Raw genomic sequence first — 26,887 nt, 5'->3', positions numbered from 1 at the left:
ACTATTTCCCTGTCATCTGGTCTTCGAGGGGTATATGGATATCAATTGATACACCCCGGTCTGGCTCGCTGGCAAGGGAGATTTTCCCATTCAACGCCTCGACCCGCTCGCGCATGCCCAGCAAGCCCATACCCTTGCGCCTGCTGTTTTGGTCGAAACCCCGACCATTGTCCCGGATATGCAATGCGATCTTTCTGTTCGTGCCCTGCTCAATTTGGATCTCGACCTTCTCCGCCGCGGCATGCTTGGCCACATTGGTCAGCGCCTCCTGCACAATGCGATACAGGGTGATCGCGGTATCCTCATTGATTGCATCGTAGTTGCCACGAATGGTGAGGGCGCAGAAACACTCCTCCTGACGGTCGTTCCAGCCGTCCACCAGGCGCTCTATGGCGGTGACCAATCCCAGCTCCTCCAGCGCCACGGGGCGCAACCGGTTCATCATGTCCCGGACCACGCCATACATCTGGTTGCAGACCCCGATGATGGCATTGGCACCCTCCAGTTTGGCATCGGATTGCTGTCTCAGGGTTACCGCCATCGCCTTGATGGCACTGATCGATTGACCCAGTTCGTCATGCAGTTCCCGCGACAAATGCCGACGCTCCGACTCCTGCACCGAGAGCAGGCGCTTATTCAGCTGACGGTTCTCTCTCTGCTGTTCATCCAACACCTGTGCCATGTGGTTGAACTGCTGGGACAGGCGGTTGAGTTCGGGCAGGTTGAACTGGGGCAGGCGTGCGGCATAGTCCCCTGACTGAATCACCCCGAGTCCGGCGCTGATCTGGTTTACCGGCTTAAGCGAGTGGCGGATGATAATCGCCATCAGGATGATGCAGAGGAGGGTGAAAACCACGATCAAGATAACGATCGACCGCGCCTCCCGCCAGGCATCCTGGATCTCGTCCGTGGGATCGGCCAGGATGACGATCTCGCTGGTGCCGATCAGGGGACTGGCGATGCGCTTGCGATACTCCGCCGGTGGCGGTTTGACCAGGTCGACGAACCAGGTTGGGACACTCTGCCGGGGTGCTTGTTGACGCTCGCTGAAGGGATAGATGATGGTGCCGTCACCGCGCACTACGGCAATGTTGAGATGGCGGATATCGTCCAGGCGCTGCAGATGGCTGATCAGGATCTGCTGTTCCTCCGGTTGATTTTCGGCGCTACCGCTGATCAGGGCGGCGGTCATTAGTTGCATGGTCAGACGGGCGCTCGATTTTATTTCGTCCGAGATGCTGTCCCGGGTCACGTCGATGGCGTAGTAGGCACCGCTGGCAAGCATCGTCATCACAATGGCGATTACCAGCAGTATCAGGCGATGGGTCAGGGTCATTGGGAAAATCGGCCAATGGATGTCGGGAAAATATCCCATGGCATCCCGGGTATAACTGGATTATTTATTGCAACAAGCAAGCCGTACATACATTTGGAGTGAATCATGATGCCCACTGTTCGTCAAACCTTAACACTGCTCATAATAATCGCTGCCTCCCTGTTGAGTGTTGCCATCGCTGACGAAACGGGCAGGGCGACCCCCCTTGACGATATCTCTGTCACCGCCACCCGGGTGGAGAAACCCCTGGATACGGTGCCTGCCGCGGTCGGTATCGTGCAACAGGAGGAGATCCAGTTTGCCCAACCCCAGCTCGGCCTGGACGAATCCCTGACCAAGGTACCCGGTATCTTCATGCAGAACCGCTATAACTTTGCCCAGGATCTACGGGTCTCCATCCGTGGTTTCGGCGCCCGCTCCGCCTTCGGTATCCGCGGTATCAAGGTCATCGTGGATGGTATCCCTGAGACCCTGCCGGACGGCCAGGCCAATGTGGACAGTATCGATATCGGCTCCATCGGCAACATGCAGGTGATCCGTGGGCCTGTCTCCGCCCTGTATGGCAATGCCTCGGGAGGTGCGCTGCTGATCGAGTCCGAAGAGCCACCCGAAACTCCCTTTATCTCATTTCGACCAACCTTCGGTGAAGATGGTTTCCAAAAACACCAACTCAAGTTCGGTGGCACGAATGATCGCTTCGACTATCTGGTCAATTTTTCAGACCTGAGCTATGACGGTTACCGTGAACATAGTGCTACCGAACTCAGCTCCCTGAACAGCAAGTTCGGTGTCGATCTCGATGGCGGTGCCCGTTTTACGACCATACTCAACTATACCGATTCGCCCCAGGCCGACGATCCAGGCGGTCTGACCGAGGCCCTGGTGGATGAGGACCCGACCCAGGCCTGGACCCGAAACCTGAGCCTCGATTCCGGCGAGAAGCTGGAGCAGACCCGGCTCGGTTTCGTCTACGACAGGCCAATGGGGGATAGGGGAGAGCTGCGGGTACGCAACTACTATGTCTCCCGCGATCTGGCCAACCGTCTGCCCATCGGCGCCACCGGTCACGGTATCCTGCTGGATCGTTTTGCCGTTGGCGGTGGCGCCCAGTACACCCATACCGCTCCCCTGTCGGGTCACGCCAACCGCCTCACCCTGGGTCTCGACCTGGATCGCCAGGAGGATGAACGCAAACGATATCTGTTGGCAGGGGATAGTCTGGGCACGAAGATCCAGGACCAGGATGAAGAGGTGGAGAGTATCGGTCTCTATATCCAGAACGAATACAGCATCAGTGAGCGTATGGAGCTGACCCTGGGTGGCCGTTACGATCGCCTCGACTTCGATGTGGAGGACAACTTTCTCAGCAATGGGGACGACTCCGGCGATCGCAGCTTTCGTAAGTTCAGCCCGTCCCTGGGCTTGCGTTTCACCCCCAGGCCAGGACTCAATCTCTACGCCAATATCTCCCGCTCCTTCGAGTCACCCACCGCGGTGGAACTGCGCGATCCGGATGGGGCCGGCTTCAACCAGGAACTCGATCCACAGGTCGCCACCAACTATGAGGTCGGCGTGAAGGGCAGGCTGGGGAGCAAGGCCCGCTACGATCTGGCCCTGTTCACCATGGATGTCAGCGACGAGTTGGTACCCTTCGAGGTAGATGACATAGAGTTCTACGAGAATGCGGGTGAATCAAGGCGCAATGGCTTGGAGGTGCAGTTGGTGATCGAACCGGTGCAGCACCTGATCGCCACCCTGGCCTATACTTATTCCGACTTCGAGTTCGATGAGTTCATCGATGACAACGGCAACGACTTCAGTGGCAAGACCATTCCCGGTATCCCGGAAAATCTGCTCAGCGCCGATTTCACCTATACTCATCCGAATGGTGTTTACGGCCAGTTCACCGCCCTCTACGTGGATGAGATCTACGCCAATAACGCCAACACGGTAACCAATGATGCCTACACCGTGGCCGATCTGCGGCTTGGCTATAGCAAATTTATCGGTCCCTGGGAGCTTTCACCCTTTATCGGCGTGAATAACATGTTCGACAAGCAGTATAACGGCAATGTGCGCATCAACGCCTTTGGCGGACGCTATTTCGAGCCGGCCCCTGACCGGGATGTCTATGCCGGCTTGACCCTGCGTTACGATTTCGAGGGCTAAGGTAGGGTGCGGCTTGCCGCACCGAAGAGGGATAAAATTCAGGACGCAAAACAGATTGGATCCACCAATGAGGAGAACAACTATGGCGCTGACCGATACCTGCTGTACCCTGGTCCCCTACTTCAAGATCCACGAAGACAAGCTGGAAGAATTCCGTCGCCTTGGTGAACGGTTCGTGGAGAAGACCCAGACAGAACCTAAATGTATGCACTACGGTTTCAGCTTCAATGGCCTGCAGGCCCACTGTCGCGAAGGCTATGCGGATGCGGAGGGGATACTGGCCCATCTCGAAAATGTGGGGGCGCTGTTGGATGAGGCCTTTAAGATCGCCGAAATAACCCGCCTGGAGATTCACGCCCCCGCCGCCGAGATCGAGAAACTGCGCGAACCCCTGAGCGCATTGAATCCGGAACTCTTTACCATGGAGACAGGGTTTAGGCGCTGAGATCAGGCTTAAGTAATCACCCCATGTTTGATCGCCAGGCGGACAAGCTCGACAGGGGAGTTGATGTCGAGCTTCTGTCTGATATTGGTTTGATAGTTGGCGACAGTCTTAAGCCCGATATCGAGATGACTGGCGATATCCTCGGTCGTCATACCTTCGGCCAGGAGCCGAAACACCTCCAACTCTCTCGCAGTCAGTTTTTGCGCGGGATCGTCATCAACGGCGATGCTGTTCAAGGCAACTTTCTGGGCCATGTCAGCACTTAAATATTTATTCCCGACACTGGCTTGTCTGACTGCGTTTACCAGGTCATCGGTGGGACCGGATTTTACAACATATCCCATTGCACCGGCAGCCATCGACTGGATGGCATAGCTGGTATTTTCATGCATGGTATAGATGATGATCTTGGCGTCCGGCCAGTCCCCTATGATTTGTCTCAATGCCTCGAGCCCGCCCATGCCTGGCATGGAGAGATCCATGACTACCACATCAGGGGAAGATTCAGCGTAGAGTTGATAGGCCTGTTCACCATTTTCAGCTTCTCCAATCACGCTTATCTCGCTGTTTTGTTCCAGCAGCCGCTTCAGTCCGGACCTGACGACCACATGATCATCCGCCAACAGTACATTGATCGACTGGCTCACAGAAACTCTCCTGGCTTTGGAATGTTTACCTTGATGGTTGCACCTTCACCAGGCTTGGCGTCGATATCCATCTGGCCATTCACACTCTCAACCCGCTGTTGCATCCCTGAAATGCCAAAACTTGATCTCTGCTGCAAGAGATCAAAGCCCTTTCCGTTATCCGTGACCTCAAGCGAATAGGTTGCATTGCTCGCTGTCAATTTGACGCTGACATGAGTGGCTTTTGCATGCCGACTGATATTTGTCAGGCACTCCTGTAGTACACGATACAGGGTCAACTGAATGGCTTCGTCGTCCAGGCAAAACTTATTTTGGATCTGATAACTCAGGTCGGTTCCTGTATGTCTCTGTCGCCAGGAATTTACAAGCTCCTGGAGTGCATCAACAAAACTCAACTCATCAAGACCGCCGGGTCTCAAGCGCTTTAGCATGCTTCGTAGAATCACCATCATATGGCATGCAACCTCGTCGATGGCCTGGGCGCTTTTAATGCTTGAGGTCAGATCAGTAGACTGCTTTATCACTGAGGCGTCAACATGTATCGCGGTCAAATGCTGGCCGATTTCATCGTGAAGTTCTTGCGCAAGGCTCTTTCGTTCTGTCTCTTGCAGGCGGATCATTCGCTGGGTCAGGCGCTGATTGTTACGGATGCTGTTCTGCATCGTTGCCGCCATGGTGTTGAACTTTTGACTGATGCTCGCCATCTCGGGAAGCTTGAAAATGGGGAGGCGTGTTTCAAGCTGTCCTGATTCAATATCAGACAGGGCTTTGGTGATATGGGAAATAGGTCTCAAGGCGTGTGTGACAGCCAGATAGACCATGATATTCACTGCCAGGAAAACCAGTGAAATCATCGCCAGTAACATTTTTGTCTCATGCCATGCTTCAGATATTTCACTGTTGGGTTCCGGGCTGACAACAAGTTCCCCTAATTTGATTGTATCCGTGTAGACTGGCAAACGCTTTGTAGGGATATCCTGCAGTGCTGTGTACATCAGTTCTTTGAACCAGTCCGGCGTGGTTTCAATTCCTTGTTGCGCTGTTACCTCATTACTTTCTATCAAGTTATTCTCAAGATCGTAAAAAGCAATCTGAAGATGGCGGACGTTCGCTAGCTGATCCAGCTTGAATGGTGCGGATTGCTGCTGCTCGAACTCTCCGGACTGATGAATATGGCGCAACTCTGCGGCCAGCATATGCATGGCGAACACCATTGCTGACTCCAATTCGGCGCGCACATTTTGCCGCGCATTACTTACCGCCTGGATGGCGCTGATGGTTAGAATAATCAACAGTACCAGGGTCACGATAAGGTTGAGTCTGAATCTAAGGTTCACACGTTTATCCCTGAAACAAGGAAAAGGTCAGGTCATTTTAATGCTGTAGTGTCGAGTGTAGATAGGAAAAATTCCTTATCTCGATATAACACTGTTGCGAAGCTCGCCGGCTAGAAAGGCTTCTATATTTGCTGTCACGCCGTCGATCAAGCGCTGCCTTGCCTCCCGGCTGGCCCATGCGATATGCGGTGTCACGATCAGGTTGGGAATCTCGGGGTTGAGCAGCGAACTACCGTTCAGCGGTGGTTCCGTAACCAGCACGTCCACGCCGGCTCCTCCCAGTTCACCCTTGATCAGTGCTTCCGCCAGCGCCGTCTCATCCACCATACCGCCGCGAGCGGTATTGATCAGCAAGGCGTGGGGTTTCATCAGGCTCAGCTCGCGAGCGCCAATCAGGTTGCGGGTGTTTTCCGCCAATGGTGCATGCAGTGTGAGCACATCCACCTGTGGCAGGAGCTCATCCAGCGGCACTCGGTCGGGTTGTGCCGTCCCGCCGGGGCGCTGGGCCACCACTATCGTCATACCAAAGGCCTTGCCCAGGTCGGCCACCGCTCTGCCCAGTTCACCGTAACCCACCACGCCCAGGATTTTTCCCGATAACTCCCAGATGGGATAGTCCAGGAAGCAGAAATGGCTTGCCCGTTGCCAGTCGCCGCGTGTGACCGCTCGCTGATAGTTCTGCTGCTGAGTGATGAGAGAGAGAATCAGAGAGAATACATGTTGCACCACCGAGGGGGTGGCATAGCCGGTTACGTTGGTCACCGCGATGCCAAGTTCAGCGGCCGCCTCCAGGTCTACATTATTACTGCCTGTCGCTGCGATACAGATCAGTTTGAGATTTTTACAGGCTGCCAAGTGAGAACGATCGAGCACCACCTTGTTGCTGATCACCAGGTCGGCATCGGTAATGCGCTGCAGTGTCTGTTGTGGCTTGGTAACCTGGTGCCATCCCCATTCCTTGGCCATGGCCTTGAGTGGTGACCAGGTGATGTCACCTGAATCAACCGAACCCACATCCAGAAATACACCCTTGTTGAACAGCATGGCCTCCAATCCGGCTAATCTCTGGCATCATTGGTTTTGAACATGGATGGGCTCAGTACATGCTTGGAGAGCAGTCGGTAGAACTCGGTGCGATTGCGCCCGGCCAGGCGCGCCGCGTCCGTGACCCGGCCATCCGTTATCTTCAACAGACGTATCAGATACTCCCGCTCAAACTGTTGTTTCGCATTTGCGTAGGTGAGGTCGCTTCCCGGTGTCTTGTTGTGCAGCGCCCTGGCCACCAGGGCGGGTGATATGAGGCTGGTGGTGCACAGTACACAGCACTGCTCGACCACATTCACCAGTTGACGCACATTGCCCGGCCAGTCGTTGGTGATCAGCAGTTCCATCGCCTCCGGGGTAAAAGCCTCGGCGCGCTTTTTCCCCGACTGTTGTTCGAGGAAGTGGCGTGCGAGCAGTGGGATATCCTCCTTTCGCTGCCTCAGAGACGGAAGTGAGAGGCCGACCACATTCAGCCGATAGATGAGATCCTCGCGAAATTCCCCATTGGCCACTGCCTGTTCCAGGTCGCGATGAGTCGCGGAGATGATCCGCAGGTCGACCGGGATCATCTGGCTGGAACCGATCGGTCGTATCTCCCGTTCCTGTAGTACACGCAGTAGCTTGGCCTGTAGCGCAAGCGGCATATCGCCGATCTCATCGAGAAATACGGTACCGCCATTGGCGCTTTTGAGGAGCCCGTCCCGTGCCGAGACCGCGCCTGTAAAGGCGCCTTTTGCGTGACCGAAAAGCTCTGATTCGAGCAACTGTTCCGGGATGGCGGCGCAATTGATTGCCACAAAGGGCTTGTCGACACGGGATCCGGCGTTGTGGATGGCGCGGGCCAACAGCTCCTTGCCGGTGCCCGATTCTCCCTGAATCAGGACATTGGAATCGCTGCCTGCCACCAGCTGCGCCTCGGCCAGCAACGATTCCATGACCGGGCTGGCGGTGACAATCTCTCTCCTCCAGGACTCATCCTCATCCTCTTGTGTCGATTCATCGGGGAGCGGCAGGGCCACGGCGCGCTCGATCAACTGCAGCAGTGCCTTGGCATCATAGGGTTTGGTGAGATAAGCGAACACCCCGCTCTGGGTCGCCTGCACCGCATCCGGGATGGTACCGTGAGCCGTCAGCAGGATTACGGGCAGGGACGGGTCCTTGACGTGTAGATGTTGAAACAAGGCCATACCGTCCATGCCGGGCATGCGCAGGTCGGTGATCACCACCCGTGGGCGGGCAAGTGCAATATTGGCCAGGGCCTGCTCCGCACTGGATGCCAGCTCAACATGGTAGCCCGCAGATGTGAGTCGTATCGATAGTAGCTTCAGCAGATCGGGATCGTCATCAACCAGTAGTATACGGTTTCTGTTCATGGTTGCTGAGTCTCTCCAGGCAAGGGGTTCAAGGACTCCTGTATGCGGCTATTCGACTTGTCCAGGTCCTGCTCGAGCCCTTTTAACCGTTCGATTTTCTTATTCAGTTCTATGGTCTTGTTGCGTTCCGAACGGTACTGCTTTTTGAGCGCAAAATAGCGGCGATGCAGTTGTAATATCTCCAGTGTGATTTGGTCCTTCACATCCCCTTCCAGTCCGTCCAGTATCGATATGGCCCGGGTCAGCGATCTGTTGTTGTTACTTTTTTTTGTCAACAGCAAGGCAAACTCGAACCTCTCAGCGGGGTCCAGTCTATCAAACTCGGCGTCCATCCGTTGGATCAGTTGTTTTGACGAACCTGGGGACAGAGTGGTTACACGGTCCAAGCGGTCGAGTAATTGCGACAATGTTAAAACCTCCGCCTGGTCCGCGCCAGTGATGCGGGATATCTCTTTGGTATCGGTGGTGTCAACACTCTTGGTTGAATCGGATGCTCGAGTTGTATCGCTGTTGTGGGTCAGGTTGGTTGTCTCCTTTTGCCTGGTTGCATCGATTGGATCGGTTCTATGTTGTGTGCCGACCTGACCCGTTGCGGCGCAACCTGCGAGCCAAACCAGTGCCAATACCAGGCTTGCTTGATTAACGTTCATCATTTGTAGCATCTGCCTCAATGGGCAGGGTAATCTGAAAACAACTGGCGTGTGAGTTTTCATCCATCAAAGTAAGCTTTCCTCCGTGTGCTTCAATGTGTGCTCTGGCAATTGCCAGCCCGAGCCCGCTTCCCTGGATCCGACCGGGGGTCTGAATATCACCCTGGTAGAATGGCTGGAATATATAAGCCCTATCTTCCGAGGGTACACCAGGACCTTGGTCACAGATAGTGATGCGGGTTTCATCTTCCAGAATCGCTGTGCGGATTTCGATTATACCTCCCTGCGGGCTGAAACGGATTGCGTTACTGATGAGGTTATTGATTGCCATCTCCATTTTAGTTTTATCGACCTGCAGAGTAACACCTGCCACAGCAGTGGAAAGGTTGAGTTGTTTCGCCTTCAGCGAGAGGTCGAGATGCCGGGTAACCGCATCGAGCAACGACTGCAGGGAAACTGTCTCCCGTTGCTGATCTTTGCTTTGATGCAGTGCATGCTGATAGTTGAGCAGCTCTTCGATCCTTAGTCTGAGCACGCGAACACTGCCCTGCATGATGCCAAGGATTTCACTTTGCTGATGGGTGAGTTCCCCTGTTACCTCGTTGGAGAGCAGGTCCACCGCCTCCCATAAGGCAGCCAGGGGGGTCTTTAGTTCATGGGATACCTGGCGAAAGAAGCGCAGCTTTTCCTCCTCCAGTTCGATCAGGCGTTGTCTCAGCCAGTCCAATTGATTGCCCAGACTGACCATATCCCTCGGGCCCGTCACCGTTACCCTGGTCTCGAGATCGTCGTCGCCCAGTCGGCGTATGCTGCTGCTGAGTTGTCTCACCGGTCGGCTGAGCAGCCAGGAGAGCAGGGCGGCCAGCAGGAGCGAGAGGATGACGAATGCCGCACTCTGCCAGATCATGGTTCGTTGGGCGCCTTCGGTCATCCTGCGTAGATTGGCCTGCTGGCGTTGAATCAGCGTCCCCAGCTGATCTGCCATGGCGGACACGCTCTCGTGCAGCCGATCGAAAGCGGGTTTGAAGGACTCGAAACCCTCCGCGCTGGTTCGTGGAGTGCTTTTCAGTTGCTGAAACAGAGTGGATTCCTGGATGGTTATATCGTCAAGCATGGCTATCTGAATCTTGTCCAGGGACATGCTGCGCAGACTGGTGATGGTATCCAGGATACGGGCGTGGGATTTTTCGAGTCTCCCCAGAAGCGCTGGATCTTCCAGAACGTAGTACTGGCCGGATGCCCGCTGCAGGGAGAGTACGGCTTCTGCCATCTGTCTGCTTAACAGGGTCACTTCCTCGGTGATCTTCACCGAACGCCGGCCATTCGCCGCGATACTATCCAGTTGATAGCTGATGTTGAATATTCCGCCAAGGAGAGGAATTAAAACCACCAGGAATCCCCCCAGCAATAGGGAAGAGAAGGAGAAAAAACGGTTGAATCCCAACTTTGCTTGCATCGTGGGCTGGGATGATATCTGCGTACATTCCGTTTGCTCAAGTGCGAATTGACCCCCGTCATCTTTTTGACTTTCACCCACTATTGCTTGTCGCCTGCTAGCGACAAGCAATAGTTAATCTATTCAATCGGTTACGGAAAAGCATGGGCAGGTGTCTGCTACCAGCGACAACATATGCGGGTTTTGCCCTGCATCAATTCCACTGGAAGATACTATCTGCTTGATTCTATGGTGTTCTTAATAATTGGCACGCTGCGTGCCTGGTAAGTCCCGAGTTCAACACAATCTCTAATATGAGGAGGAAATCATGAAAAAGAGAACTCTGGTTATGATGATGGGTATGGTTAGCGGTCTGGCACTCAGCACAGCACTTGTTGCTGGCGGCGCTTTCACTACACTCGATGTGAATCAAGACGGTTCTATCAGCGCTGAAGAGGCTGCAGCAAGCCCAGAGCTGAGCAAGAACTGGAGCACTATCGACGCGGACGAGAATGGTATGGTCGATGCTGCCGAGTTCAGTGCCTTTGAAGGCATGGGTAGTGAAACCCCAGAGGCACCTGCTGAAGCTAAATAAGCCGGTGACCAAGTAGCCGATTGCATCGGTTACGATATTAAAGCCGCCAGGGGACTACGCTTGGCGGCTTTTTTATTGTCTATTCCAACGCGTGACTGGTGCCAGGGAGGATCTGCAACGTCATCGTTATACGCTCTGCTCCTGTTTGTCATCGGCGATTTCCAGCAACACCTCTTGTAACGGCCTCGGTTTACCGAAGTGCCAGCCCTGCCCATAGTCCACTCCAATGTTCTTTAAGACAAGACTGGTATTTTCGTCGGAAACAAACTCAGCAATCACCTGCTTATCCATGAAATGCGCGATCTCGGTTATGGAGTTGATCATGGCGTAATCGGCCGGTTTGTTGAGGATTTCCCGGACGAAAATCCCATCGATCTTGACGAAGTCAACGGGGAAATCTCTCAGATAGGAGAAAGAGGCGTAACCAGAACCGAAATCATCCAGGGAAAAGGAGCAGCCGAGGTCGCGTATTTCGTTGATGGCAGCCGCGGTGTCGCTGATATCTCCCACCAGCACGGTTTCCGTGATCTCAAAGCCGATATGTCTGGTCTGCAACGACGATGACTTGATACGCTCGATGAGCAGTTTTTTGAACCTATCGTCCCCTACCGACTTGCCCGAGAGATTGATGGAAAAAACCTGCCCCTCCGGTAATCTGTCGGCATAGGGTTCTACTTGTCGGAAGAAGGCCTCCACCACCCAACGGTCCACATCCCGCATCAGATCATACTCCTCTGCCGCGCGGATAAATCCCTGGGGCGTTTCAAGCTCTCCGGCTTCATTGCGAATACGCAATAGGATCTCGTGGTGTTGGGATAGCTTCTTCGATGCTTGCAAGGGTACGATGGGTTGCACAAAGAGCTCCATGCGTCCCTTGGCCAGGGCCTCCTTGATTGTGGGCAAGGACTCCACCAACTGTTGATGATCCTTGAAAGTGGTATCGCTCTCTGAATAGACCCGGGTACAGTTACCCCCCCACTGTTTTGACAAATTACAGGCAGCAAGGGCTGCTTGCATCAGCTTGTCCGGTCGCTGTTCTTCCGGATCGATCTCAACCACGCCAATACTTGCCGTGGCGGGGATCATCCTGCCTTGCCATGCAAAATCAAACTCGTCGATTGCCAGACGCAGCATCTCTGCAGCCTGATAGCCCTTTTCAATATCGTGTCCGCGCAACAGGAGGGAGAACTCGTCATCGCCGATGCGTCCCAGGAAACCCTTGTCCGGAAGGTAACTGAGGAGGATGTCAGTCACCGTTTGCAGCAGCTTGTCACCACCTTCAAAGCCACACAGGTCATTGACCACCTGAAATTTATCCAGATCGAGTAGCAGCAGTACACCTGCCTCATGTTCCGCCTGCAGCTGATCAATATGCCGACTCAATTCATTCTCGAAGGCACGCCGGTTACACAGGCCTGTGAGTGAGTCGATGTCGGACTCATGTTTGAAGCTGTTGTAGGTGTCGGAAAGAATGGTCTCAATGGTGCGTTCCACTATCGGCTGGGTCGACCTTTCCATTGGATAGATCTGCTGCTCTGCAAAACGTGTTATCAATTCAGGTAGCTCTACATCGAACACCTTGTAGCCATCACCATCCACCAGCAGATAACGGCCGGTTACCGGGCTCTTCCAGGCCAGGCTGAGTATCCGCAGGCTTCCTTCATCTCCCTGTTCCACCAGCCAGGTATCGAGTGCAATTTCGCTTATCCGTTTCTGCCACTCTTCATTCTCCTCCCCCTGGGTTACCGTTTTGGGGTGGATCCGCATGCCCTGAAAATAGCGGCGCAGATAAGTCTCGTCCACCTCTATCAGTGGCTGAGAGAGATTGTCGATCTTCACATCACCCTCTAACAATTGGCGCAGCTCCAGTTCAAACGGTCGCGCCTGTTCCGCGTAGATCGGATAGTCGGTGAAGCCACTGTGGACTATCGACAACAGGGTGATTTTCTGGTCGTCTGTCAGTTGACGCTTTCCTGCAGGATCGGTAAACAGTCGATGCAGCAGGTCCACGATCTGCAGATAGTTTTGCCAACCCTTACCGTCCGCTCTTTCCAGTACAGCTGTTTGTATCAGCAGGTTGACCCAACCGAAACGAAACAGCTTATCGACAACCGGGGAGATAGATTGATTGAGCAGCAGTTTCGATAGGGCCCGATAGGTTGCTACCTGTGCCTGGCGCAGTTTCTCGTCTTTGAGGCAGCGTGAGATAGAGAGCTTTCGATTGGACTCAAAGCGCTCGTGCTGTTCCTGGCATAGAGCACCTATCTCCCGAGTCACATCGTCCACATGATCATAACGACCACTCTCAACGGCTTCAGTGATAGTCTTCAACTGGTGTGACTCACGGTCGCGCAGGATAGAGCTACGGGTTCCTGTGTTGATATAGGGTTTCAGGGATTCGACAGAATCGAGCAGGCGTCTTACCGGGTGGTCCTCATTGTCCAACAGGCTAGTGTCCTGCAACACTGCCTCGACAACAAGAAACTTGAGACTTATCAGCAACGAACGTAATTCTTCAGTGATCAGAGGATCCTTGCTCAATGTGGCTATCAGCTGCTCACCGGCGCCGATGGCAGCACGGGCCTCGTCTGATAGGTCTACCGGTTTGCTGCTCTCCTCCTGCAATAGGTGTTGCACCTGCTGTTGTAGTGTTGTCGCCTGCAACCGGGAGAGTGAGGCCAGGCTCGACATCACATCCTTGCGTTCGGTTTCTGTCATGCTTTGTGTTGACGTCTGGTTAGCGTCAACCGAATTGAGATTATTTAAAGCGGTGAGGTTGTCAATGGGACTGCTGCCCACATTGACTGGTTCAGGTGATTTGACGATGGTCCAATGTTCCTGGATCTCCCGCTCAAGATCGATAATCTTCTGCTGTCGCAATAGCTGTAACAGATCCTCATAGAGCACACCGATATCGGTCAGCAGGGTCGTGCAAAACGTATTCAGCAGTAACCTGGTGATTTGAATATCAAACTGATAACCATCCAATATTTTTTTCAGGATCGTTAGCAAACTGATCGGTGCAATCGGATTGAGCTCATTGTGTACATTGTCCTGACACAGGTAGCTGAGCGCATTCTCAACATGAAACAGGCTGTGTGAGTTATCGGACTCTATGCGCCGCGCCAATTTGTTGATCAGAATCCATGTATCGACCTCTTGGGTCTCAACCAGTGCCAACTCTTCAGGTTGGTTGGATGCGGATTCATCTTCGTCAGGCTGCTTTCCGGCCAATAATGTAAAGTTTCTTCCTGCCAGTAGAAGAAAGCGTTCGCTCAGGGTTGCGTGGTCCTGTTCCATGCTGTTGAGTGTATAAAACAGGGACGACTCCTCCTGAGGATCACTGGTATCTGCGATCAGATGCTGAAGCGCTTGCTGTGCCTGAGAGAAAAAGACCTCAAGGCCGGCTTCTAGAAAAGGGTGTGTCTTATCCCTGAGCTGGTTTAGCAGTTCCCGGCTTTGGCTTGGATTGCAGGCCCTTCGGTCATTTTCATTGCTTGTCGCAACAGCAGATATGGTTGTCTGCGCATACAGAGATTGATAGAGCTTCTCGCCATCACTGTCGCAAAATGAGAGCCCCATGCCTCCACTGTTGAAGAAGACAACCTCGGCGCCTACCTTGAGTGATTCATTGGGGACTGAGAGCAGAACTGGCTGTCGTTCATGGGCCGGTATGTAACCTTGAGGCAGCACGGCGCGCAGTTTCTCGTCCGTACATTGCAGATAGACGCCACCCTGGGAAAAATTGAGCATACGACAATCCGGGTAGACATGAGACTGATATTCGATTGTGGCCGGGATGTCTATGTCCAGTCGCGGATGTCGCCTGCGATTCCGTTGCTCTTCCAATTCAGATTCCTATGGGCAAGAATAGTGGTTCAGCCAGTTACATAGCTGACAATAGGTTCATCGGCCGAGTATGGGACAGGCTTTAATGCTGTTTAATCAAGCCAGGAATGAAAGTAACTGTAACACCCTGTCAGATATGAAAAACCGTCAATCGAGCAGGTTGATGGCGGTTTCGGCAGCGGAGATGAATGGCGCGCCCGACAGGATTTGAACCTGTGACCCCCGCCTTCGGAGGGCGGTACTCTATCCAGCTGAGCTACGGGCGCGGAGTAGGTAGCGTAGTGTAACGAATAGCCAAAAATTAACAAGAATAGGGTTAGGCGATGAAGTCGGTTCGAACTTTTTGCCGCCTGTGGGTATAATCGCCGGGTTTTGCGAACAGCCCAGGACCTGGGCCTCAAGAGTTACAACGGAGGAAGAAGCCCGTGAAGATCAATGCCCTTACCCTGTCTGCCCTTATCGCCCTGACCGGTCTATCCAGTCAGTTGCTGGCCGAGGAGCGGGCAGATGTGCTGGAAAGAATTGCCCCCATCGGCAAGGTGAATGTTGAGGGCGAGGCCCAGCCTGCCGCCGCGCCTGCCGCGGCAACTGAGACTGCAGCTGCAGAGCCTGCCGCCGCTGAAGCTCCGGCTGCCGAGACACCCGCCACAGACGCCGCCGCTCCAGCCGCTGCACCTGCAGGTGGCGGTGATCCCCTGGCCCTGGCCACCCAGTCCGGTTGCATGGCCTGCCATCAGATCGAAACCAAGGTGGTCGGTCCGGCCTACAAGGAGGTTGCCGCCAAATACAAGGACGATGCCGCCGCCCTGGATATGCTGGTGGGTAAGGTGAAGAGCGGTGGTGTGGGCACCTGGGGCCAGATCCCGATGCCCCCGAATGCCCATGTCTCCGACGACAATATCCGCACCATCGTTACCTGGGTGCTGACCCACTGAGGCGCTATCAGGCCATTTCTTGCACTCGTGCTATCTGTGTGCGGGTATCTGGTTCCTGCGTAGGGTGCGGCTTGCCGCACCAGATCCCATGTATCAGCTTGGTACGGGTGTATCTGGATGGTTAACGGTGCGGCAAGCCGCACCCTACGCTTTGAAATACCATTTGTGTTTATTTACCGTCTGCTCAAGAGAGCAGGGATTTCAGGTTGGCCAGGTGGGCCGTGCCCCGCTGCTGTTTTTGTTCCGGGCTGAGTTGGCTGTTGCGGCCCTCCCAGTTCAGGTCCTCTTCGGGTAGCTCCTGGAGGAAACGGCTCGGCTCGCAGGGGATCATCTCGCCGAAGCGCTTGCGTTTGGCGGCATAGGTGAGGGTCAGGCTCTGTCGGGCGCGGGTGATGCCCACATAGGCGAGGCGTCGCTCCTCCTCGATGTTCTCCTCCTCGATGCTGCTGCGGTGGGGCAGCAGCTCCTCCTCCATGCCGACCAGGAATACGTGGGGAAACTCCAATCCCTTGGCGGCGTGCAGGGTCATCAGGTGGACCTGGTCCTGCTGCTCCTCCTCATTCTGTCGTTCCAGCAGGTCCATCAGGGTCAGGTGGTTGACCATCTCCTCCAGGCTCTTCTCCTGCAGCTCGCCATGGTAAAGGGCCTTGATCCAATCCAGCAGCTCGGTGACATTCTCCATGCGTCGATCCGCCACGCTGTCGCTACTGGCATTCTCTCTGATCCAGTCCTCGTATTCGATCTCCCGTACCAGGCCACGGACCGCATCCACCGGACTCTTTTCAGCCTCTCTCGCCCGTACCTCAATGAGCTGGGTAAAACGCTGCAAGCGGTCATAGGCGCGAGGATTGAGTGTGCTCTGCAGTCCCATCTCCCCACAGGCAGGAAGCAGATTGATCTCACGTTGACGGGCATAGGCACCCAGTTTTTCAAGGGTATTGGGACCTATCTCCCGGCGTGGGGTATTGATGATCCGCAGAAAGGCGCTGTCGTCATCGGGATTGGCCAGCAGTCGCAGATAGGCCATTACGTCCTTGACTTCCGAACGGGCGAAGAAAGAGGTGCCACCGCTGAGAAAATAGGGGATGCTATGGCTGCGTAGTGCCTTCTCGAACAGTCTGGCCTGATGGTTGCCGCGGTAGAGGATGGCGAAATCCCTGTTGTCCGCCTTTGCCGTGAACTTCAGGTGGATGATCTCCGAGACCACCTTCTCCGCCTCCTGCTCTTCGTTGCGGCATTCGAGCACGCGCAGTTCCGCACCGGGACCGAGATCGCTCCAGAGTCGTTTGTCGAAGACGTGGGGATTGTTGCTGATCAGATGGTTGGCTGAGCGCAGGATACGTCCGCTGGAACGGTAGTTCTGCTCCAATTTGATCAATTTCAATTGCGGGTAGTCGGACTGCAGTTTCCCCAGATTCTCTGGGCGTGCTCCACGCCAGGCATAGATCGACTGGTCATCGTCGCCCACAACAGTGAACGCGGCACGTACCCCCACCAGGAGTTTGACCAGTTCATACTGGGCCTGATTGGTGTCCTGATACTCATCCACCAGCAGGTAGCGGATGCGGTTCTGCCACACCTCGAGGATCTCCGGATGTTGCCGAAACAGGAGCACTGGCAGCAGGATCAGATCGTCAAAATCGACGGCGTTGAAGGCTTGTAAATTGCGCTGATAGGCGGCATAGAGATGCGCCTTTCTGGCCTCCAGGTCGTCCACCGCCCCATGCAGCGCCTGGTCAGGGGTGACCAGGTCGTTTTTCCAGTTCGAGATGGTCCACTGGATTGCGTTGAGTGCAGACTCATCCCCCAGGTTTTCTCGGCGCAAAAGCTCTTTCAAGAGTGTGTCGCTGTCCTGTTGATCAAAGATGGAGAAACCCGCTTTATAGCCAAGTTGCTTCACCTCCCGACGCATAATATTGAGGCCTAAGGTGTGAAAGGTGGAGATGGCCGGGCCCCCATCATTGTTACTGCCGAGCATGCTGGCGACACGTTGTTTCATCTCCCGCGCCGCCTTGTTGGTGAAGGTGACCGCTGTGATCGACCTGGGATGCATGTCGCAGTGCTTGATCAGGTGGGCGATCTTGGCGGTAATCACACGTGTCTTGCCGCTGCCGGCTCCGGCGAGTACCAGCAATGGGCCGTCGATATAGTTGACCGCTTCCTGTTGACGCGGATTGAGCTTGGACATGAATTACGGTCTTCTGCTGATCAAGGTTTGCTGGTTTTGAATCGATATGCGGGAGGTTACGCAGTGATGGGGTCCATTTCAACAACCTGGGTTGCTTGCTATGATGAGCAATTTATGCCGCACTAAAATAACCACAACGAGTGAACACCTGATGGCAATGACCAGAGACCGACGCCGTACACCCAGGGGAGGCAACGAACGCCAGTTGACCCGTGAATCATGGCGGGTATTCCAGATTATGGCTGAGTTTGTGGAAGGCTTTGAGCAACTGGCTCAGATCAGTCCATCGGTGAGTTTTTTCGGCTCCGCCCGCACCCCCCGTGACCATCATCACTATGCCCTGGCGGAGGAGATTGCACGACTGTTGTCGGACAGTGGTTTCTCTGTGGTCAGTGGCGGTGGCCCCGGTATCATGGAGGCGGCGAACAAGGGGGCCTTCGAGGGGAAATCCACCAGTATCGGTCTGAATATCCAGCTCCCCATGGAGCAGGCGGGGAATCCCTATCAGGATATCGCCCTCAACTTTCGCCATTTCTTTGCCCGCAAGGTGATGTTTGTGAAGCATGCATCGGCCTATGTGGTACTCCCGGGTGGCTTTGGCACCCTGGATGAGATGGCAGAGATTCTGACCCTGGTACAGACGGGCAAGACCCGCAAGATCCCGATTATCCTGGTCGACGGGGCATTCTGGCAGGGATTGCTGGATTGGTTTCGCGATACCCTGTGTGAGGCGGGTACCATCAGCCCCGAGGATCTCGATCTGATGCAGGTCTGCAATCAACCGAAAGAGGTGGTGGACGCGATATTCGCCCACTATGAAACCCGTCGATTCGAGCCCTCGCCCGCAGAGCAGGAGATTCTGCTCGAACTGTAAACTTGGTGGCTGTTAAACTATCTAAAAAACAAGCCAGCCCGGCCGGTATGCACCTCCCAGGAGGGAGAAGATGTCAAATTACAATAATATGATCCTTCCAGCACTGCTCTGTCTGGTGCTGAATTCCACTCGCCTGGCGGCAGCGGAGGAGCAGGGAGTGCCTGCACCACCGGATCTGCCCCTGCCTGATGTGATCGTGGACGGGGAGGTGATCGAACCCGACGTGACGATCATCAAACGCGAGGAGGGGACCATCTACGAGTACCGGATCAATGGCCAGCTGTATATGGTGAAGGTCCAGCCCGATGCCGGTCCGCCCTACTACATGGTTGATCGGGATGGGGATGGTGAATTCGATTCCCGCTCCAGCGATCCGACCAATATTTCAGTACCGCAATGGATATTGATGCGTTGGTAGTGGTTCGAAACGCTTTATGAAAGGTGTGTTGCCCCTACTCGAACGGATAGCCTCGCTGTTCGAGGTCATCAACGAGTGGATGGGGCGGGCCATCTCCTGGCTGAGTCTGTTGATGGTGCTGGTCACCTTCACCGTGGTGGTATTGCGCTATGCCTTCGATCTGGGCTGGATCTGGCTGCAGGAGTCGGTCACTTTCATGCACGGGGCACTGTTTCTGGTGGGCGCCGCCTATACCCTGAAGCATGATGGGCATGTTCGGGTGGATATCTTTTTCCAGGGTTTCTCAACGCAGAAAAAGGCCTGGGTGGATCTCCTGGGAAGCCTGTTGCTGCTGATGCCGGTGTGTCTGTTTATCTTCGTGGTCAGTTGGGGCTATGTGGCCCAGTCCTGGTCCCTGCATGAGGGCTCGAGGGAGGCCGGAGGGCTGGACGGGGTCTACCTGTTCAAGAGTCTGATGCTGTTGATGGCGGGGCTGCTGCTGTTGCAAGGGGTGAGCACGGTTATCCGTTGTGTGTCGCGTCTGCTTGGCAAGGTCGATAGGGTAGAGGCGGGCAGCGATGGCTGAATATCTGCCGCTGATCCTGTTTCTCGTTGTCTGCCTGGTCCTGCTGCTGGGTTACCCGGTTGCCTTCTCTCTCGGCGGCACGGCATTGGCATTCGCCTGGTTCGGCAGTGTGAACGGCTATTTCGATGATGCGTTTCTGCAGGCCCTGCCGAATCGTCTGTATGGCATCATGACCAATGAGACATTGATTGCGGTGCCCCTGTTCGTCTTCATGGGTGTGATGCTGGAACGCTCCCGGGTGGCGGAAAATCTGCTCGATACCATGGCTGCGCTGTTTGGTCCGCTACGGGGCGGGCTGGGTATATCGGTAACCCTGGTAGGCATGCTGTTGGCCGCCAGTACCGGCATCGTCGGCGCCACGGTGGTCACCATGGGTCTGCTGTCGCTGCCCACCATGTTGAAACGGAACTACCATCCGGCAATCTCAAGCGGCGTCATCTGCGCGGCAGGAACCCTGGGACAGATTATTCCTCCCTCCATCATCCTGGTGCTGTTGGGTGATGTGCTCTCTGCCGCCTATCAACAGGCGCAATTGGATATGGGGATCTTCTCGCCGGATACGGTCTCCGTGGGCGATCTGTTTGTTGGTGCCATGGTGCCCGGCCTATTGCTGGTGATGCTCTATCTTGTCTATTTGATCATCGTCGCCTTCGTCAAGCCCGATACGGTGCCCGCCATTCCCCGCTCTGAGCGGGAACAGGAACAACGACTGCTGCTGCGGGTGGTCAAGGTGCTGATGCCGCCACTGCTGCTGATCGTTGCCGTGCTCGGCTCCATACTTGGCGGTTTAGCCACCCCCACCGAGGCGGCATCCGTGGGTGCGATCGGGGCGATATTGCTGGCAATCAGTCAGCGTCAGTTCAACCTGACCACCTTGAAAGAGGTGATGATCGGCACCACCAAGGTGACCAGTATGGTGTTCATGATCTTTATCGGCGCCTCCCTCTTTTCCCTGGTGTTTCGCGGCTTCGGGGGTGACGATCTGGTGACTGAGCTGCTGACTGACCTGCCAGGGGGTGTGATCGGCGCCATGGTGGTTGTGATGCTGGTGATGTTCCTGCTTGGCTTTATTCTCGACTTTATCGAGATCACCTTCGTGGTGGTGCCGATCATCGGTCCGATACTGCTCTCCATGGGACTGGATCCGGTCTGGCTCGGGGTGATGATTGCCTTGAACCTGCAGACCTCCTTTCTGACTCCCCCATTTGGTTTCGCACTCTTCTACCTGCGCGGTGTCGCACCACCAGAGGTGACCACGGGCGCCATCTACCGGGGAGTGGCACCGTTCATTGTGATTCAGCTGATAATGCTGGGGCTGCTCGCCTACTGGCCGGAATTGGCAACCTGGCTGCCTGGTGTTGTATACGGCTAGCCCGAATCTACGCATAGGATTCGTTATGACCGCATTAGGGAGCCGGAGTGTGAGGCTATTGACTCAATCCCCGGCAGCCCGGGGATTGTGTCAATTGGTGTGGGTTTATGGGTAAATCAGTCTAGCGGTATGCGGATCTTCTGCCCGGGATAGATCAGGTTGGGGTCTTTGATGACCTCCCGGTTTGCCTCGAAGATTTTCGGGTAGGCGGATGCATTACCGAGGAAGCGCTTGGCGATGGCAGAAAGGGTGTCGCCACTCTCAATCGTATAGTACTCGACCTTGGCCTGTTGTTGTGGCGCAGTCACCCCGTCGACGGTCACTTCGCTGACACCCTGCACATTACCGGCAATCAATACCGTCTTTTCCAGTGCGTCGGCACTATCCGCGTTACCAGACAATACAACCTTGCCATCCTCAAAGCTGACATCCAGGTCCTTGATGCCCGGATTGTCCGCTTCGATCTGTTGTTTAATCTTCTCAGCAGGATCATCATCCTTGCCGAACAGTTTTTTTCCTAGGTTTGCAGCAAAATCAAACAGCCCCATTGGATTCTCCTTCTTGATTGTTTCCTGAACCTGTCGTTCCGGAGTTACGGTTATATATATAGAGTCGAGTACGTTACAGTGAAGGTCGGAATAGTTCTATCCCTGGGTATTCCAGCCACAGGTGTGAGTCAGTCTTTCAGGACGAAGGTTACCTTCATTGTTACCCGGAACTCAGTGACCTTGCCATTATTGACGGTTACCTGTTGATCCTTGACCCAGGCGCTTTTGATATTCTTCAGTGTCTTATTGGCGCGTTTGATACCTTTAGTGACGGCATCGTCAAAACTCTTGTTGGATGAGGCGATAATTTCAGTAACTTTTGCGACTGACATGTTGAGGTCTCCTTTATGGAATTTATTTTTACGATCAGCGATCCACCTTGGTGATGGCGCGAAGCCACACGGTCTGACTCTCCAAGCTTAGGCAACTGGCGCGCGCTATACTACGTCCTCTTTGTTGGGTTGTAGTGACCGCAGAATTCGTTGTTTCGCTAGATGCGAAACTGTGGTCCGGTGGCTATGGTTGGTGCTACAGACCAGCTTGTAGCATAAGGTACTGGGATGCTTCCCAACAGCTGAAGCAATCAAAAGACACAAAAATTTTCAATCAGTTGGCTGGGTGTGGGAGCTGTAGCGGTTAACCGCTCAATGCCTGCAGTAGTTTCTTCAATGCCTGTCCCCGGTGACTCAGGCTGTTCTTTATTTCAGGTGCAAGTTCCGCGGAACTGCAGTCATGGGTGGGGACATAAAAAATCGGATCATAACCGAAGCCATTCTCTCCCCGTGGTTCGGTCAGTATCTGACCCTCCCATGTGCCCTGACAGATGATCGGGGTCGGATCCTCGGCATGTCGCATATAGACAAGCAGACACTGAAATCTGGCATTGCGCTGATCGTCGGGTGTCTGTTTGAGGTGAGCCAGCAGTTTTTGTAGATTCGCCTCATCTGTCGCGCCTGGGCCTGCGAATCGGGCGGAATAGATGCCGGGTGCGCCATTCAATGCATCCACCTCGATACCTGAGTCGTCGGCAATGGCCGGTAATCCGCTCAGGCTTGCTGCATGACGAGCCTTCTTGATGGCATTCTCAACAAAGCTCAGCCCATCTTCAATTGCATCTGGAATACTAAACTCTTTTTGGGCTACGACGGTGATATGTTCACTGACAAGCAATTGGTTGATTTCGCGAACCTTGCCCGCATTGTTACTGGCAAGCACGATTTTTTCGCCTTTATGGTGTGTACTCATTCCTGTCTACCTATTCCTATCGTTTACGAGATATCCCTAATCGGCTGACTATCCTTTTACATATCAGTATCGATTATCCTGCTCGCTATCAATCTTTAATCGTTGAGTGCGTTGTTCTGGATTTGGATGATCTGTGCTATCCCTTGCTGGGCGAGGTCAAGCATGGCGTCCAACTCACCACGGCTATAGGCGGCGCCTTCGGCAGTGCCTTGGACCTCGATGAAACCACCGCTGTCACTCATCACTACATTCATATCGGTTTCGGCATTTGAGTCTTCGGCATAGTCAAGATCAAGCACCGGTTTACCGTTGTAGATACCCACAGAAACAGAGGCGACCATCCCCAGTAGGGGATCGTCATTTAGCAGCCCGAGTCTTCGGGTATGGTTGATGGCATCCACCAGTGCGACACAGGCACCGGTAATGGAGGCGGTTCTTGTACCACCATCGGCCTGGATCACATCACAGTCAAAGGTAATGGTTCGCTCGCCCAAACGTTTGAGGGCCACTGCGGCACGCAGAGAACGACCTATCAGGCGTTGTATTTCCAGGGTGCGGCCGCCCTGCTTTCCCCGGGCCGCCTCTCTTCCCATGCGGTCTGTGGTGGAACGGGGCAGCATGCCATATTCCGCGGTAATCCAACCCTGACCGCTACCTTTGAGAAACCGTGGTATCTGTTCTTCCACGCTGGCGGTGCAGATGACCTGGGTGTCACCGAAACAGACCAACACCGAGCCCTCGGCATGCTTCGTATATTGGCGGGTAATGGTGATCGGTCGCAGTTCGTCAGCTTGGCGTGAGGATGGTCTCATCAGAGAATCGGCTCCATTAGATCTAGCGTGCTCCGGCCTGATTTGTACAAACCGCACTGATTATCGGGGGCGACATTATGGGTGAAAGAGGAGATGTTGTCAGCTTTTCAGGGAAATTGTCACAATTCGGCGTGTGATAATGGCGGGTTGGAAGCATGTGCCACTACCAGCGTAGGGTGCGGCTTGCCGCACCATAACCCTGCATCAGCGTGGCACGGGCGTATCTAGAGGTTTAGCGGTGCGGCAAGCCGCACCCTACACTTTTTTACAGTAGATCATTTTAATGATGGTGATCTTCAGCCACGGCCGCCGATGATGGATCCGAGGATGCCGCGAACGATCTGTCTTCCCAGCTTTGAGCCGATGGCCCGTGCCACCGACTTGGCAAAGGCCTCGCCAACGCTCTGCCGCCTGGAGCCGCCACTGCGTCGGCTGGCCTTTTTTTGTGCTTTCTCTTCGGCCTCCCGTTTCGCCTGCTCCTCCCGACGCTTTATCAACTCCTGTTCACGTTTCTTCAGCATTTCATAGGCTGACTCCCTATCGACCTCGGCACTGTAGGTGCTGCTGAACGGTGAGCGCTTGAGGATCTTGTCACGTTCAGCCTGATCGATGGGGCCGAATTGGGAGCGGGGAGGGGCCATCAGGGTCCGTTCAACCATGCTGGGTACACCTTTTTTGTCCAGAGTGGAGATCAAGGCTTCACCCACACCCAGATTGCTGATCACCTCCACGGTATCGAAGGCCGGGTTTTCACGGAAGGTCTCTGCCGCGGCCTTGACGGCCTTTTTATCCCGCGGGGTAAAGGCCCGCAGGGCGTGCTGAATACGATTGCCCAATTGGCCGATGACCTCATCCGGCACGTCATTGGGATATTGGGTGATAAAAAATACACCTACCCCCTTGGATCGGATCAACCGCACCACCTGGGTGATCTTTTCCAGGAGTGCCTTGGGTGCGCTGCTGAAAAGCAGGTGTGCCTCATCGAAAAAGAAGACCAACTCGGGCAGGTCCGCGTCACCCCTCTCCGGTAACTCCTCCATCAGCTCGGAGAGAAGCCACAACAGGAAGGTGGCGTAGATACGTGGAGAATGATACAGGGTGGTGGCATCAAGAATGCTGACCACGCCGCGACCGGAAAAATCCGTCTGCATGAGATGCTCGATCTGAATCGCCGGCTCACCGAAAAAGATCTCGCCGCCCGCCTCTTCCAATACCAGCAACCTGCGCAGAATGGCGGTTACGCTCTGTTTGGAGACTCGGCCGTATTCCCTCTCCAGTGTTTTGCTATTGTCCGCAACCCAATTCAGCATCGATCTCAGGTCCTTCAGATCGAGCAACAACAATCCCTCATCGTCGGCCAGACTGAAGGCGATCTGTAACACACCTTCCTGGGTCTCATTCAACTCCAGCAGGTTGGCCAACAGGGTCGGTCCCATCTCGGATACAGTGGTGCGGACGGGGTGCCCCTGCTTACCAAAGACGTCCCAGAAAACCACTGGGGATGCCTCGAATTCATGGCCTTCGATCTTGATGTAGTCCAGCCGCTCGGTGATTTTAGGATGTGTCTTGCCACTGCCCGCGAGACCCGACAGGTCTCCCTTTACATCGGCGGTGAATACCGGCACCCCCAGGCGAGAGAAGGCCTCGGTCAGTACCTGTAGCGTGACAGTCTTACCGGTGCCGGTGGCGCCGGTAATCAGGCCGTGTCGGTTAGCCATGCCCGCATTGAGCAGGATCTGTTGAGTACCATTGCCGCCAAGCAGGATCATGTTGTCTGACATCTTTATTCTTCCCGGGTCGCGAGTTGACAAATATTTAACATTCTCGACTGTTCTGCATCTCTTTTTCGGTTAGACTCAGCCAACGATAGCTTGAGAGTCCACCCTTCGGAGACCACTATTTATCATGCCAGATGGGATTTGGCGAATCGATAATCCTGGGTACTTTAAAGAGATCAGTCAGGTCATGTGAGTTGATACTGTAAGCAACCCTTGTGAAAATAGCATTTAGTTAGCGGCATAACTGCACTTGTTCACGCCGATGTACCCTAGTAGACAAACCCCTGGGAGAGTGGCCGAGTCGTGGGGTCGAACAGGTCCTCCTTGATCACGACTGGAGAGTTGAAATGCGTTGGAGAGGTCAGCGAAAAAGCGACAATATCGAAGATCGCCGCAGTATGCGGGCGCCAACCCGAATGGGTGGCTTAGGTGGTGGCGGTGGCGGATTGCTGAATCTACTGCCCGCTGTGTTCAAGCTGTTTGGTTTCAAGGGTGGAGTGGTCGCGGTATTGGCGATCGGCGCTTACGCTTTGATGAGCGGAAACCTTGGCTCCATGCTCGGAGGAGGGGGGCAGGATAACCTTTCCGAATACGAGGGTGGGCCGGTCAAGCAGAGCGCCGAAGAGAAGACACTGGTGGACTTTGTCTCTGTTGTACTGGGCGATACCGAAGAGACCTGGCATCAGCTGTTCAAGCAGATGGGAGGGCAGTATGAGGAGCCGAATCTGGTGCTGTTTCGTGGCGCCACCAAGACCGCTTGCGGTTTCGGTCAGGCAGCGATGGGCCCTTTCTACTGTCCAGGCGACCACAAGGTCTACATCGATCTCTCTTTTTACAGCGACTTGAAAAATCGCTTCAAGGCACCCGGGGATTTTGCTCAGGCCTATGTGATTGCCCATGAGGTTGGACATCATGTGCAGACCCTGCTGGGAATTTCCCAAAAGGTACAGAAGGCCAAGCGTTCCCTGAGCGAGGTTGAAGGCAATAAACTATCTGTCCGCCAGGAGTTGCAGGCTGACTGCTTCGCGGGGATCTGGGCCTACCATGCCAAGCATTCACGTCAGTTACTGGAATCGGGGGATATCGATGAGGGGCTGAATGCGGCAAGCGCAATCGGCGACGATCGCCTGCAGAAACAGTCGCAGGGTTATGTCAGCCCGGACTCTTTCACCCACGGCAGTTCTGCGCAACGTGTCAAATGGTTCAAGACCGGCTTTAAGGGGGGTGATTTGCAGCAGTGCGACACCTTCTCCGCAAAATCCATGTAGCAGA

At 54.6% G+C, this 26,887-nt stretch carries 23 protein-coding genes and 1 tRNA gene; 9 read left to right on the top strand and 15 right to left on the bottom strand.

What is annotated here, in order from left to right:
- Position 1 precedes the first annotated feature (1 nt).
- Complete coding sequence (locus R2K28_RS17285; RefSeq protein WP_316366409.1) at positions 2 to 1,375, bottom strand: ATP-binding protein; 1,374 nt, start codon at positions 1,373 to 1,375, stop codon at positions 2 to 4.
- A gap of 66 nt (positions 1,376 to 1,441) precedes the next feature.
- Here R2K28_RS17285 and R2K28_RS17280 point away from each other — a divergent pair, with 66 nt between their 5' ends.
- Both R2K28_RS17280 and R2K28_RS17275 read left to right on the top strand, forming a co-directional pair.
- Positions 1,442 to 3,505: a TonB-dependent receptor family protein gene (locus R2K28_RS17280; protein WP_316366408.1), complete on the top strand. Its 2,064-nt coding sequence runs from the start codon at positions 1,442 to 1,444 to the stop codon at positions 3,503 to 3,505.
- An 82-nt stretch (positions 3,506 to 3,587) separates the two neighbouring features.
- The gene (locus R2K28_RS17275) at positions 3,588 to 3,950 is read left to right on the top strand and encodes a putative quinol monooxygenase (RefSeq protein ID WP_316366407.1); all 363 of its coding nucleotides are present in this window, start codon (positions 3,588 to 3,590) and stop codon (positions 3,948 to 3,950) included.
- An 8-nt stretch (positions 3,951 to 3,958) separates the two neighbouring features.
- Here the strand turns inward: R2K28_RS17275 and R2K28_RS17270 are convergent, their stop codons facing one another.
- The 6 genes from R2K28_RS17270 to R2K28_RS17245 all read right to left on the bottom strand — a co-directional run bounded on the left by R2K28_RS17270 (position 3,959) and on the right by R2K28_RS17245 (position 10,457).
- Positions 3,959 to 4,597 (bottom strand): response regulator transcription factor, encoded by a 639-nt coding sequence (locus R2K28_RS17270; RefSeq protein WP_316366406.1) that lies wholly within the window; start codon positions 4,595 to 4,597, stop codon positions 3,959 to 3,961.
- Positions 4,594 to 5,934: an ATP-binding protein gene (locus R2K28_RS17265; RefSeq protein WP_316366404.1), complete on the bottom strand. Its 1,341-nt coding sequence runs from the start codon at positions 5,932 to 5,934 to the stop codon at positions 4,594 to 4,596. Before R2K28_RS17265 ends, R2K28_RS17270 begins: the two co-directional genes overlap by 4 nt.
- 75 nt (positions 5,935 to 6,009) lie before the next feature.
- Positions 6,010 to 6,978 carry a 2-hydroxyacid dehydrogenase gene (locus R2K28_RS17260; protein WP_316366402.1) on the bottom strand — a complete coding sequence of 323 codons (969 nt, stop codon included), beginning with the start codon at positions 6,976 to 6,978 and terminating at the stop codon, positions 6,010 to 6,012.
- Between the two features lie 14 nt (positions 6,979 to 6,992).
- Entirely contained in the window at positions 6,993 to 8,351 is a 1,359-nt protein-coding gene (locus tag R2K28_RS17255; RefSeq protein WP_316366400.1) for a sigma 54-interacting transcriptional regulator, read from the bottom strand.
- Entirely contained in the window at positions 8,348 to 9,004 is a 657-nt protein-coding gene (locus tag R2K28_RS17250) for a hypothetical protein (protein WP_316366398.1), read from the bottom strand. The genes R2K28_RS17255 and R2K28_RS17250 overlap by 4 nt, the downstream gene beginning before the upstream one ends.
- Positions 8,991 to 10,457 (bottom strand): HAMP domain-containing sensor histidine kinase, encoded by a 1,467-nt coding sequence (locus R2K28_RS17245; RefSeq protein ID WP_316366395.1) that lies wholly within the window; start codon positions 10,455 to 10,457, stop codon positions 8,991 to 8,993. The genes R2K28_RS17250 and R2K28_RS17245 overlap by 14 nt, the downstream gene beginning before the upstream one ends.
- A gap of 307 nt (positions 10,458 to 10,764) precedes the next feature.
- Between R2K28_RS17245 and R2K28_RS17240 the strand changes: the two genes are divergently transcribed.
- Complete coding sequence (locus R2K28_RS17240; protein WP_116447791.1) at positions 10,765 to 11,031, top strand: hypothetical protein; 267 nt, start codon at positions 10,765 to 10,767, stop codon at positions 11,029 to 11,031.
- 126 nt (positions 11,032 to 11,157) lie between these two features.
- Here the strand turns inward: R2K28_RS17240 and R2K28_RS17235 are convergent, their stop codons facing one another.
- Together R2K28_RS17235 and R2K28_RS17230 are read right to left on the bottom strand one after the other, a co-directional pair.
- Complete coding sequence (locus tag R2K28_RS17235; RefSeq protein WP_316366392.1) at positions 11,158 to 14,880, bottom strand: DUF1631 family protein; 3,723 nt, start codon at positions 14,878 to 14,880, stop codon at positions 11,158 to 11,160.
- Between the two features lie 189 nt (positions 14,881 to 15,069).
- Positions 15,070 to 15,146 (bottom strand) — tRNA-Arg (locus R2K28_RS17230).
- Positions 15,147 to 15,305: 159 nt separating this feature from the next.
- On the opposite strand from R2K28_RS17230, the gene R2K28_RS17225 reads away from it, so the two are divergent.
- Positions 15,306 to 15,815: a c-type cytochrome gene (locus R2K28_RS17225; protein WP_316366390.1), complete on the top strand. Its 510-nt coding sequence runs from the start codon at positions 15,306 to 15,308 to the stop codon at positions 15,813 to 15,815.
- Between the two features lie 184 nt (positions 15,816 to 15,999).
- On the opposite strand, the gene rep is transcribed toward R2K28_RS17225, so the two are convergent.
- Complete coding sequence (gene rep / locus R2K28_RS17220; protein WP_316366389.1) at positions 16,000 to 18,003, bottom strand: DNA helicase Rep; 2,004 nt, start codon at positions 18,001 to 18,003, stop codon at positions 16,000 to 16,002.
- 157 nt (positions 18,004 to 18,160) lie between these two features.
- Here rep and R2K28_RS17215 point away from each other — a divergent pair, with 157 nt between their 5' ends.
- From R2K28_RS17215 to R2K28_RS17200, 4 genes are all read left to right on the top strand, one after another.
- Positions 18,161 to 18,877, top strand: coding sequence for a TIGR00730 family Rossman fold protein (locus R2K28_RS17215; RefSeq protein WP_442871449.1), 717 nt, complete (start codon positions 18,161 to 18,163; stop codon positions 18,875 to 18,877).
- A gap of 70 nt (positions 18,878 to 18,947) precedes the next feature.
- Positions 18,948 to 19,295 carry a DUF2782 domain-containing protein gene (locus tag R2K28_RS17210; RefSeq protein WP_316366385.1) on the top strand — a complete coding sequence of 116 codons (348 nt, stop codon included), beginning with the start codon at positions 18,948 to 18,950 and terminating at the stop codon, positions 19,293 to 19,295.
- Between the two features lie 16 nt (positions 19,296 to 19,311).
- Complete coding sequence (locus R2K28_RS17205) at positions 19,312 to 19,860, top strand: TRAP transporter small permease subunit (RefSeq protein WP_316366383.1); 549 nt, start codon at positions 19,312 to 19,314, stop codon at positions 19,858 to 19,860.
- Entirely contained in the window at positions 19,853 to 21,232 is a 1,380-nt protein-coding gene (locus tag R2K28_RS17200) for a TRAP transporter large permease (RefSeq protein ID WP_316366381.1), read from the top strand. Before R2K28_RS17205 ends, R2K28_RS17200 begins: the two co-directional genes overlap by 8 nt.
- Before the next feature lie 116 nt (positions 21,233 to 21,348).
- On the opposite strand, the gene lysM is transcribed toward R2K28_RS17200, so the two are convergent.
- The 5 genes from lysM to R2K28_RS17175 all read right to left on the bottom strand — a co-directional run bounded on the left by lysM (position 21,349) and on the right by R2K28_RS17175 (position 25,618).
- Positions 21,349 to 21,780, bottom strand: a complete 432-nt coding sequence (lysM, locus tag R2K28_RS17195; RefSeq protein ID WP_116447379.1) for a peptidoglycan-binding protein LysM — start codon at positions 21,778 to 21,780, stop codon at positions 21,349 to 21,351.
- Between the two features lie 128 nt (positions 21,781 to 21,908).
- Positions 21,909 to 22,112 carry a dodecin family protein gene (locus R2K28_RS17190; protein WP_116447380.1) on the bottom strand — a complete coding sequence of 68 codons (204 nt, stop codon included), beginning with the start codon at positions 22,110 to 22,112 and terminating at the stop codon, positions 21,909 to 21,911.
- A 304-nt stretch (positions 22,113 to 22,416) separates the two neighbouring features.
- Positions 22,417 to 23,025 carry an RdgB/HAM1 family non-canonical purine NTP pyrophosphatase gene (gene rdgB, locus R2K28_RS17185; protein ID WP_316366378.1) on the bottom strand — a complete coding sequence of 203 codons (609 nt, stop codon included), beginning with the start codon at positions 23,023 to 23,025 and terminating at the stop codon, positions 22,417 to 22,419.
- A gap of 95 nt (positions 23,026 to 23,120) precedes the next feature.
- Complete coding sequence (gene rph / locus R2K28_RS17180) at positions 23,121 to 23,837, bottom strand: ribonuclease PH (RefSeq protein WP_316366377.1); 717 nt, start codon at positions 23,835 to 23,837, stop codon at positions 23,121 to 23,123.
- A 296-nt stretch (positions 23,838 to 24,133) separates the two neighbouring features.
- Positions 24,134 to 25,618 (bottom strand): helicase HerA-like domain-containing protein, encoded by a 1,485-nt coding sequence (locus R2K28_RS17175; protein WP_316366375.1) that lies wholly within the window; start codon positions 25,616 to 25,618, stop codon positions 24,134 to 24,136.
- A 344-nt stretch (positions 25,619 to 25,962) separates the two neighbouring features.
- Here R2K28_RS17175 and ypfJ point away from each other — a divergent pair, with 344 nt between their 5' ends.
- On the top strand, positions 25,963 to 26,883 hold the full coding sequence (gene ypfJ / locus R2K28_RS17170; RefSeq protein WP_316366373.1) for a KPN_02809 family neutral zinc metallopeptidase: 921 nt from the start codon (positions 25,963 to 25,965) through the stop codon (positions 26,881 to 26,883).
- The last annotated feature ends 4 nt before the right edge of the window (positions 26,884 to 26,887 follow it).

The organism is Candidatus Thiodiazotropha sp. CDECU1, from assembly GCF_963455295.1.
In the GTDB taxonomy this organism is placed as follows: domain Bacteria; phylum Pseudomonadota; class Gammaproteobacteria; order Chromatiales; family Chromatiaceae; genus Thiodiazotropha.
This window is presented reverse-complemented; position numbering and strand designations above follow the sequence as displayed.

Excerpts from the sequence above, each read along its gene's own strand:
- R2K28_RS17210 (WP_316366385.1), top strand. The coding sequence starts at position 18,948 with ATGTCAAATTACAATAATATGATCCTTCCAGCACTGCTCTGTCTGGTG.
- R2K28_RS17255 (WP_316366400.1), bottom strand. The coding sequence starts at position 8,351 with ATGAACAGAAACCGTATACTACTGGTTGATGACGATCCCGATCTGCTG.
- R2K28_RS17245 (WP_316366395.1), bottom strand. The coding sequence starts at position 10,457 with ATGCAAGCAAAGTTGGGATTCAACCGTTTTTTCTCCTTCTCTTCCCTA.
- R2K28_RS17215 (WP_442871449.1), top strand. The coding sequence starts at position 18,161 with ATGACCAGAGACCGACGCCGTACACCCAGGGGAGGCAACGAACGCCAG.
- R2K28_RS17260 (WP_316366402.1), bottom strand. The coding sequence starts at position 6,978 with ATGCTGTTCAACAAGGGTGTATTTCTGGATGTGGGTTCGGTTGATTCA.
- rep (WP_316366389.1), bottom strand. The coding sequence starts at position 18,003 with ATGTCCAAGCTCAATCCGCGTCAACAGGAAGCGGTCAACTATATCGAC.
- ypfJ (WP_316366373.1), top strand. The coding sequence starts at position 25,963 with ATGCGTTGGAGAGGTCAGCGAAAAAGCGACAATATCGAAGATCGCCGC.
- R2K28_RS17240 (WP_116447791.1), top strand. The coding sequence starts at position 10,765 with ATGAAAAAGAGAACTCTGGTTATGATGATGGGTATGGTTAGCGGTCTG.
- R2K28_RS17285 (WP_316366409.1), bottom strand. The coding sequence starts at position 1,375 with ATGGGATATTTTCCCGACATCCATTGGCCGATTTTCCCAATGACCCTG.
- R2K28_RS17175 (WP_316366375.1), bottom strand. The coding sequence starts at position 25,618 with ATGTCAGACAACATGATCCTGCTTGGCGGCAATGGTACTCAACAGATC.
- R2K28_RS17280 (WP_316366408.1), top strand. The coding sequence starts at position 1,442 with ATGATGCCCACTGTTCGTCAAACCTTAACACTGCTCATAATAATCGCT.
- R2K28_RS17205 (WP_316366383.1), top strand. The coding sequence starts at position 19,312 with ATGAAAGGTGTGTTGCCCCTACTCGAACGGATAGCCTCGCTGTTCGAG.
- R2K28_RS17190 (WP_116447380.1), bottom strand. The coding sequence starts at position 22,112 with ATGTCAGTCGCAAAAGTTACTGAAATTATCGCCTCATCCAACAAGAGT.
- lysM (WP_116447379.1), bottom strand. The coding sequence starts at position 21,780 with ATGGGGCTGTTTGATTTTGCTGCAAACCTAGGAAAAAAACTGTTCGGC.
- rdgB (WP_316366378.1), bottom strand. The coding sequence starts at position 23,025 with ATGAGTACACACCATAAAGGCGAAAAAATCGTGCTTGCCAGTAACAAT.
- R2K28_RS17275 (WP_316366407.1), top strand. The coding sequence starts at position 3,588 with ATGGCGCTGACCGATACCTGCTGTACCCTGGTCCCCTACTTCAAGATC.
- R2K28_RS17250 (WP_316366398.1), bottom strand. The coding sequence starts at position 9,004 with ATGATGAACGTTAATCAAGCAAGCCTGGTATTGGCACTGGTTTGGCTC.
- R2K28_RS17200 (WP_316366381.1), top strand. The coding sequence starts at position 19,853 with ATGGCTGAATATCTGCCGCTGATCCTGTTTCTCGTTGTCTGCCTGGTC.
- rph (WP_316366377.1), bottom strand. The coding sequence starts at position 23,837 with ATGAGACCATCCTCACGCCAAGCTGACGAACTGCGACCGATCACCATT.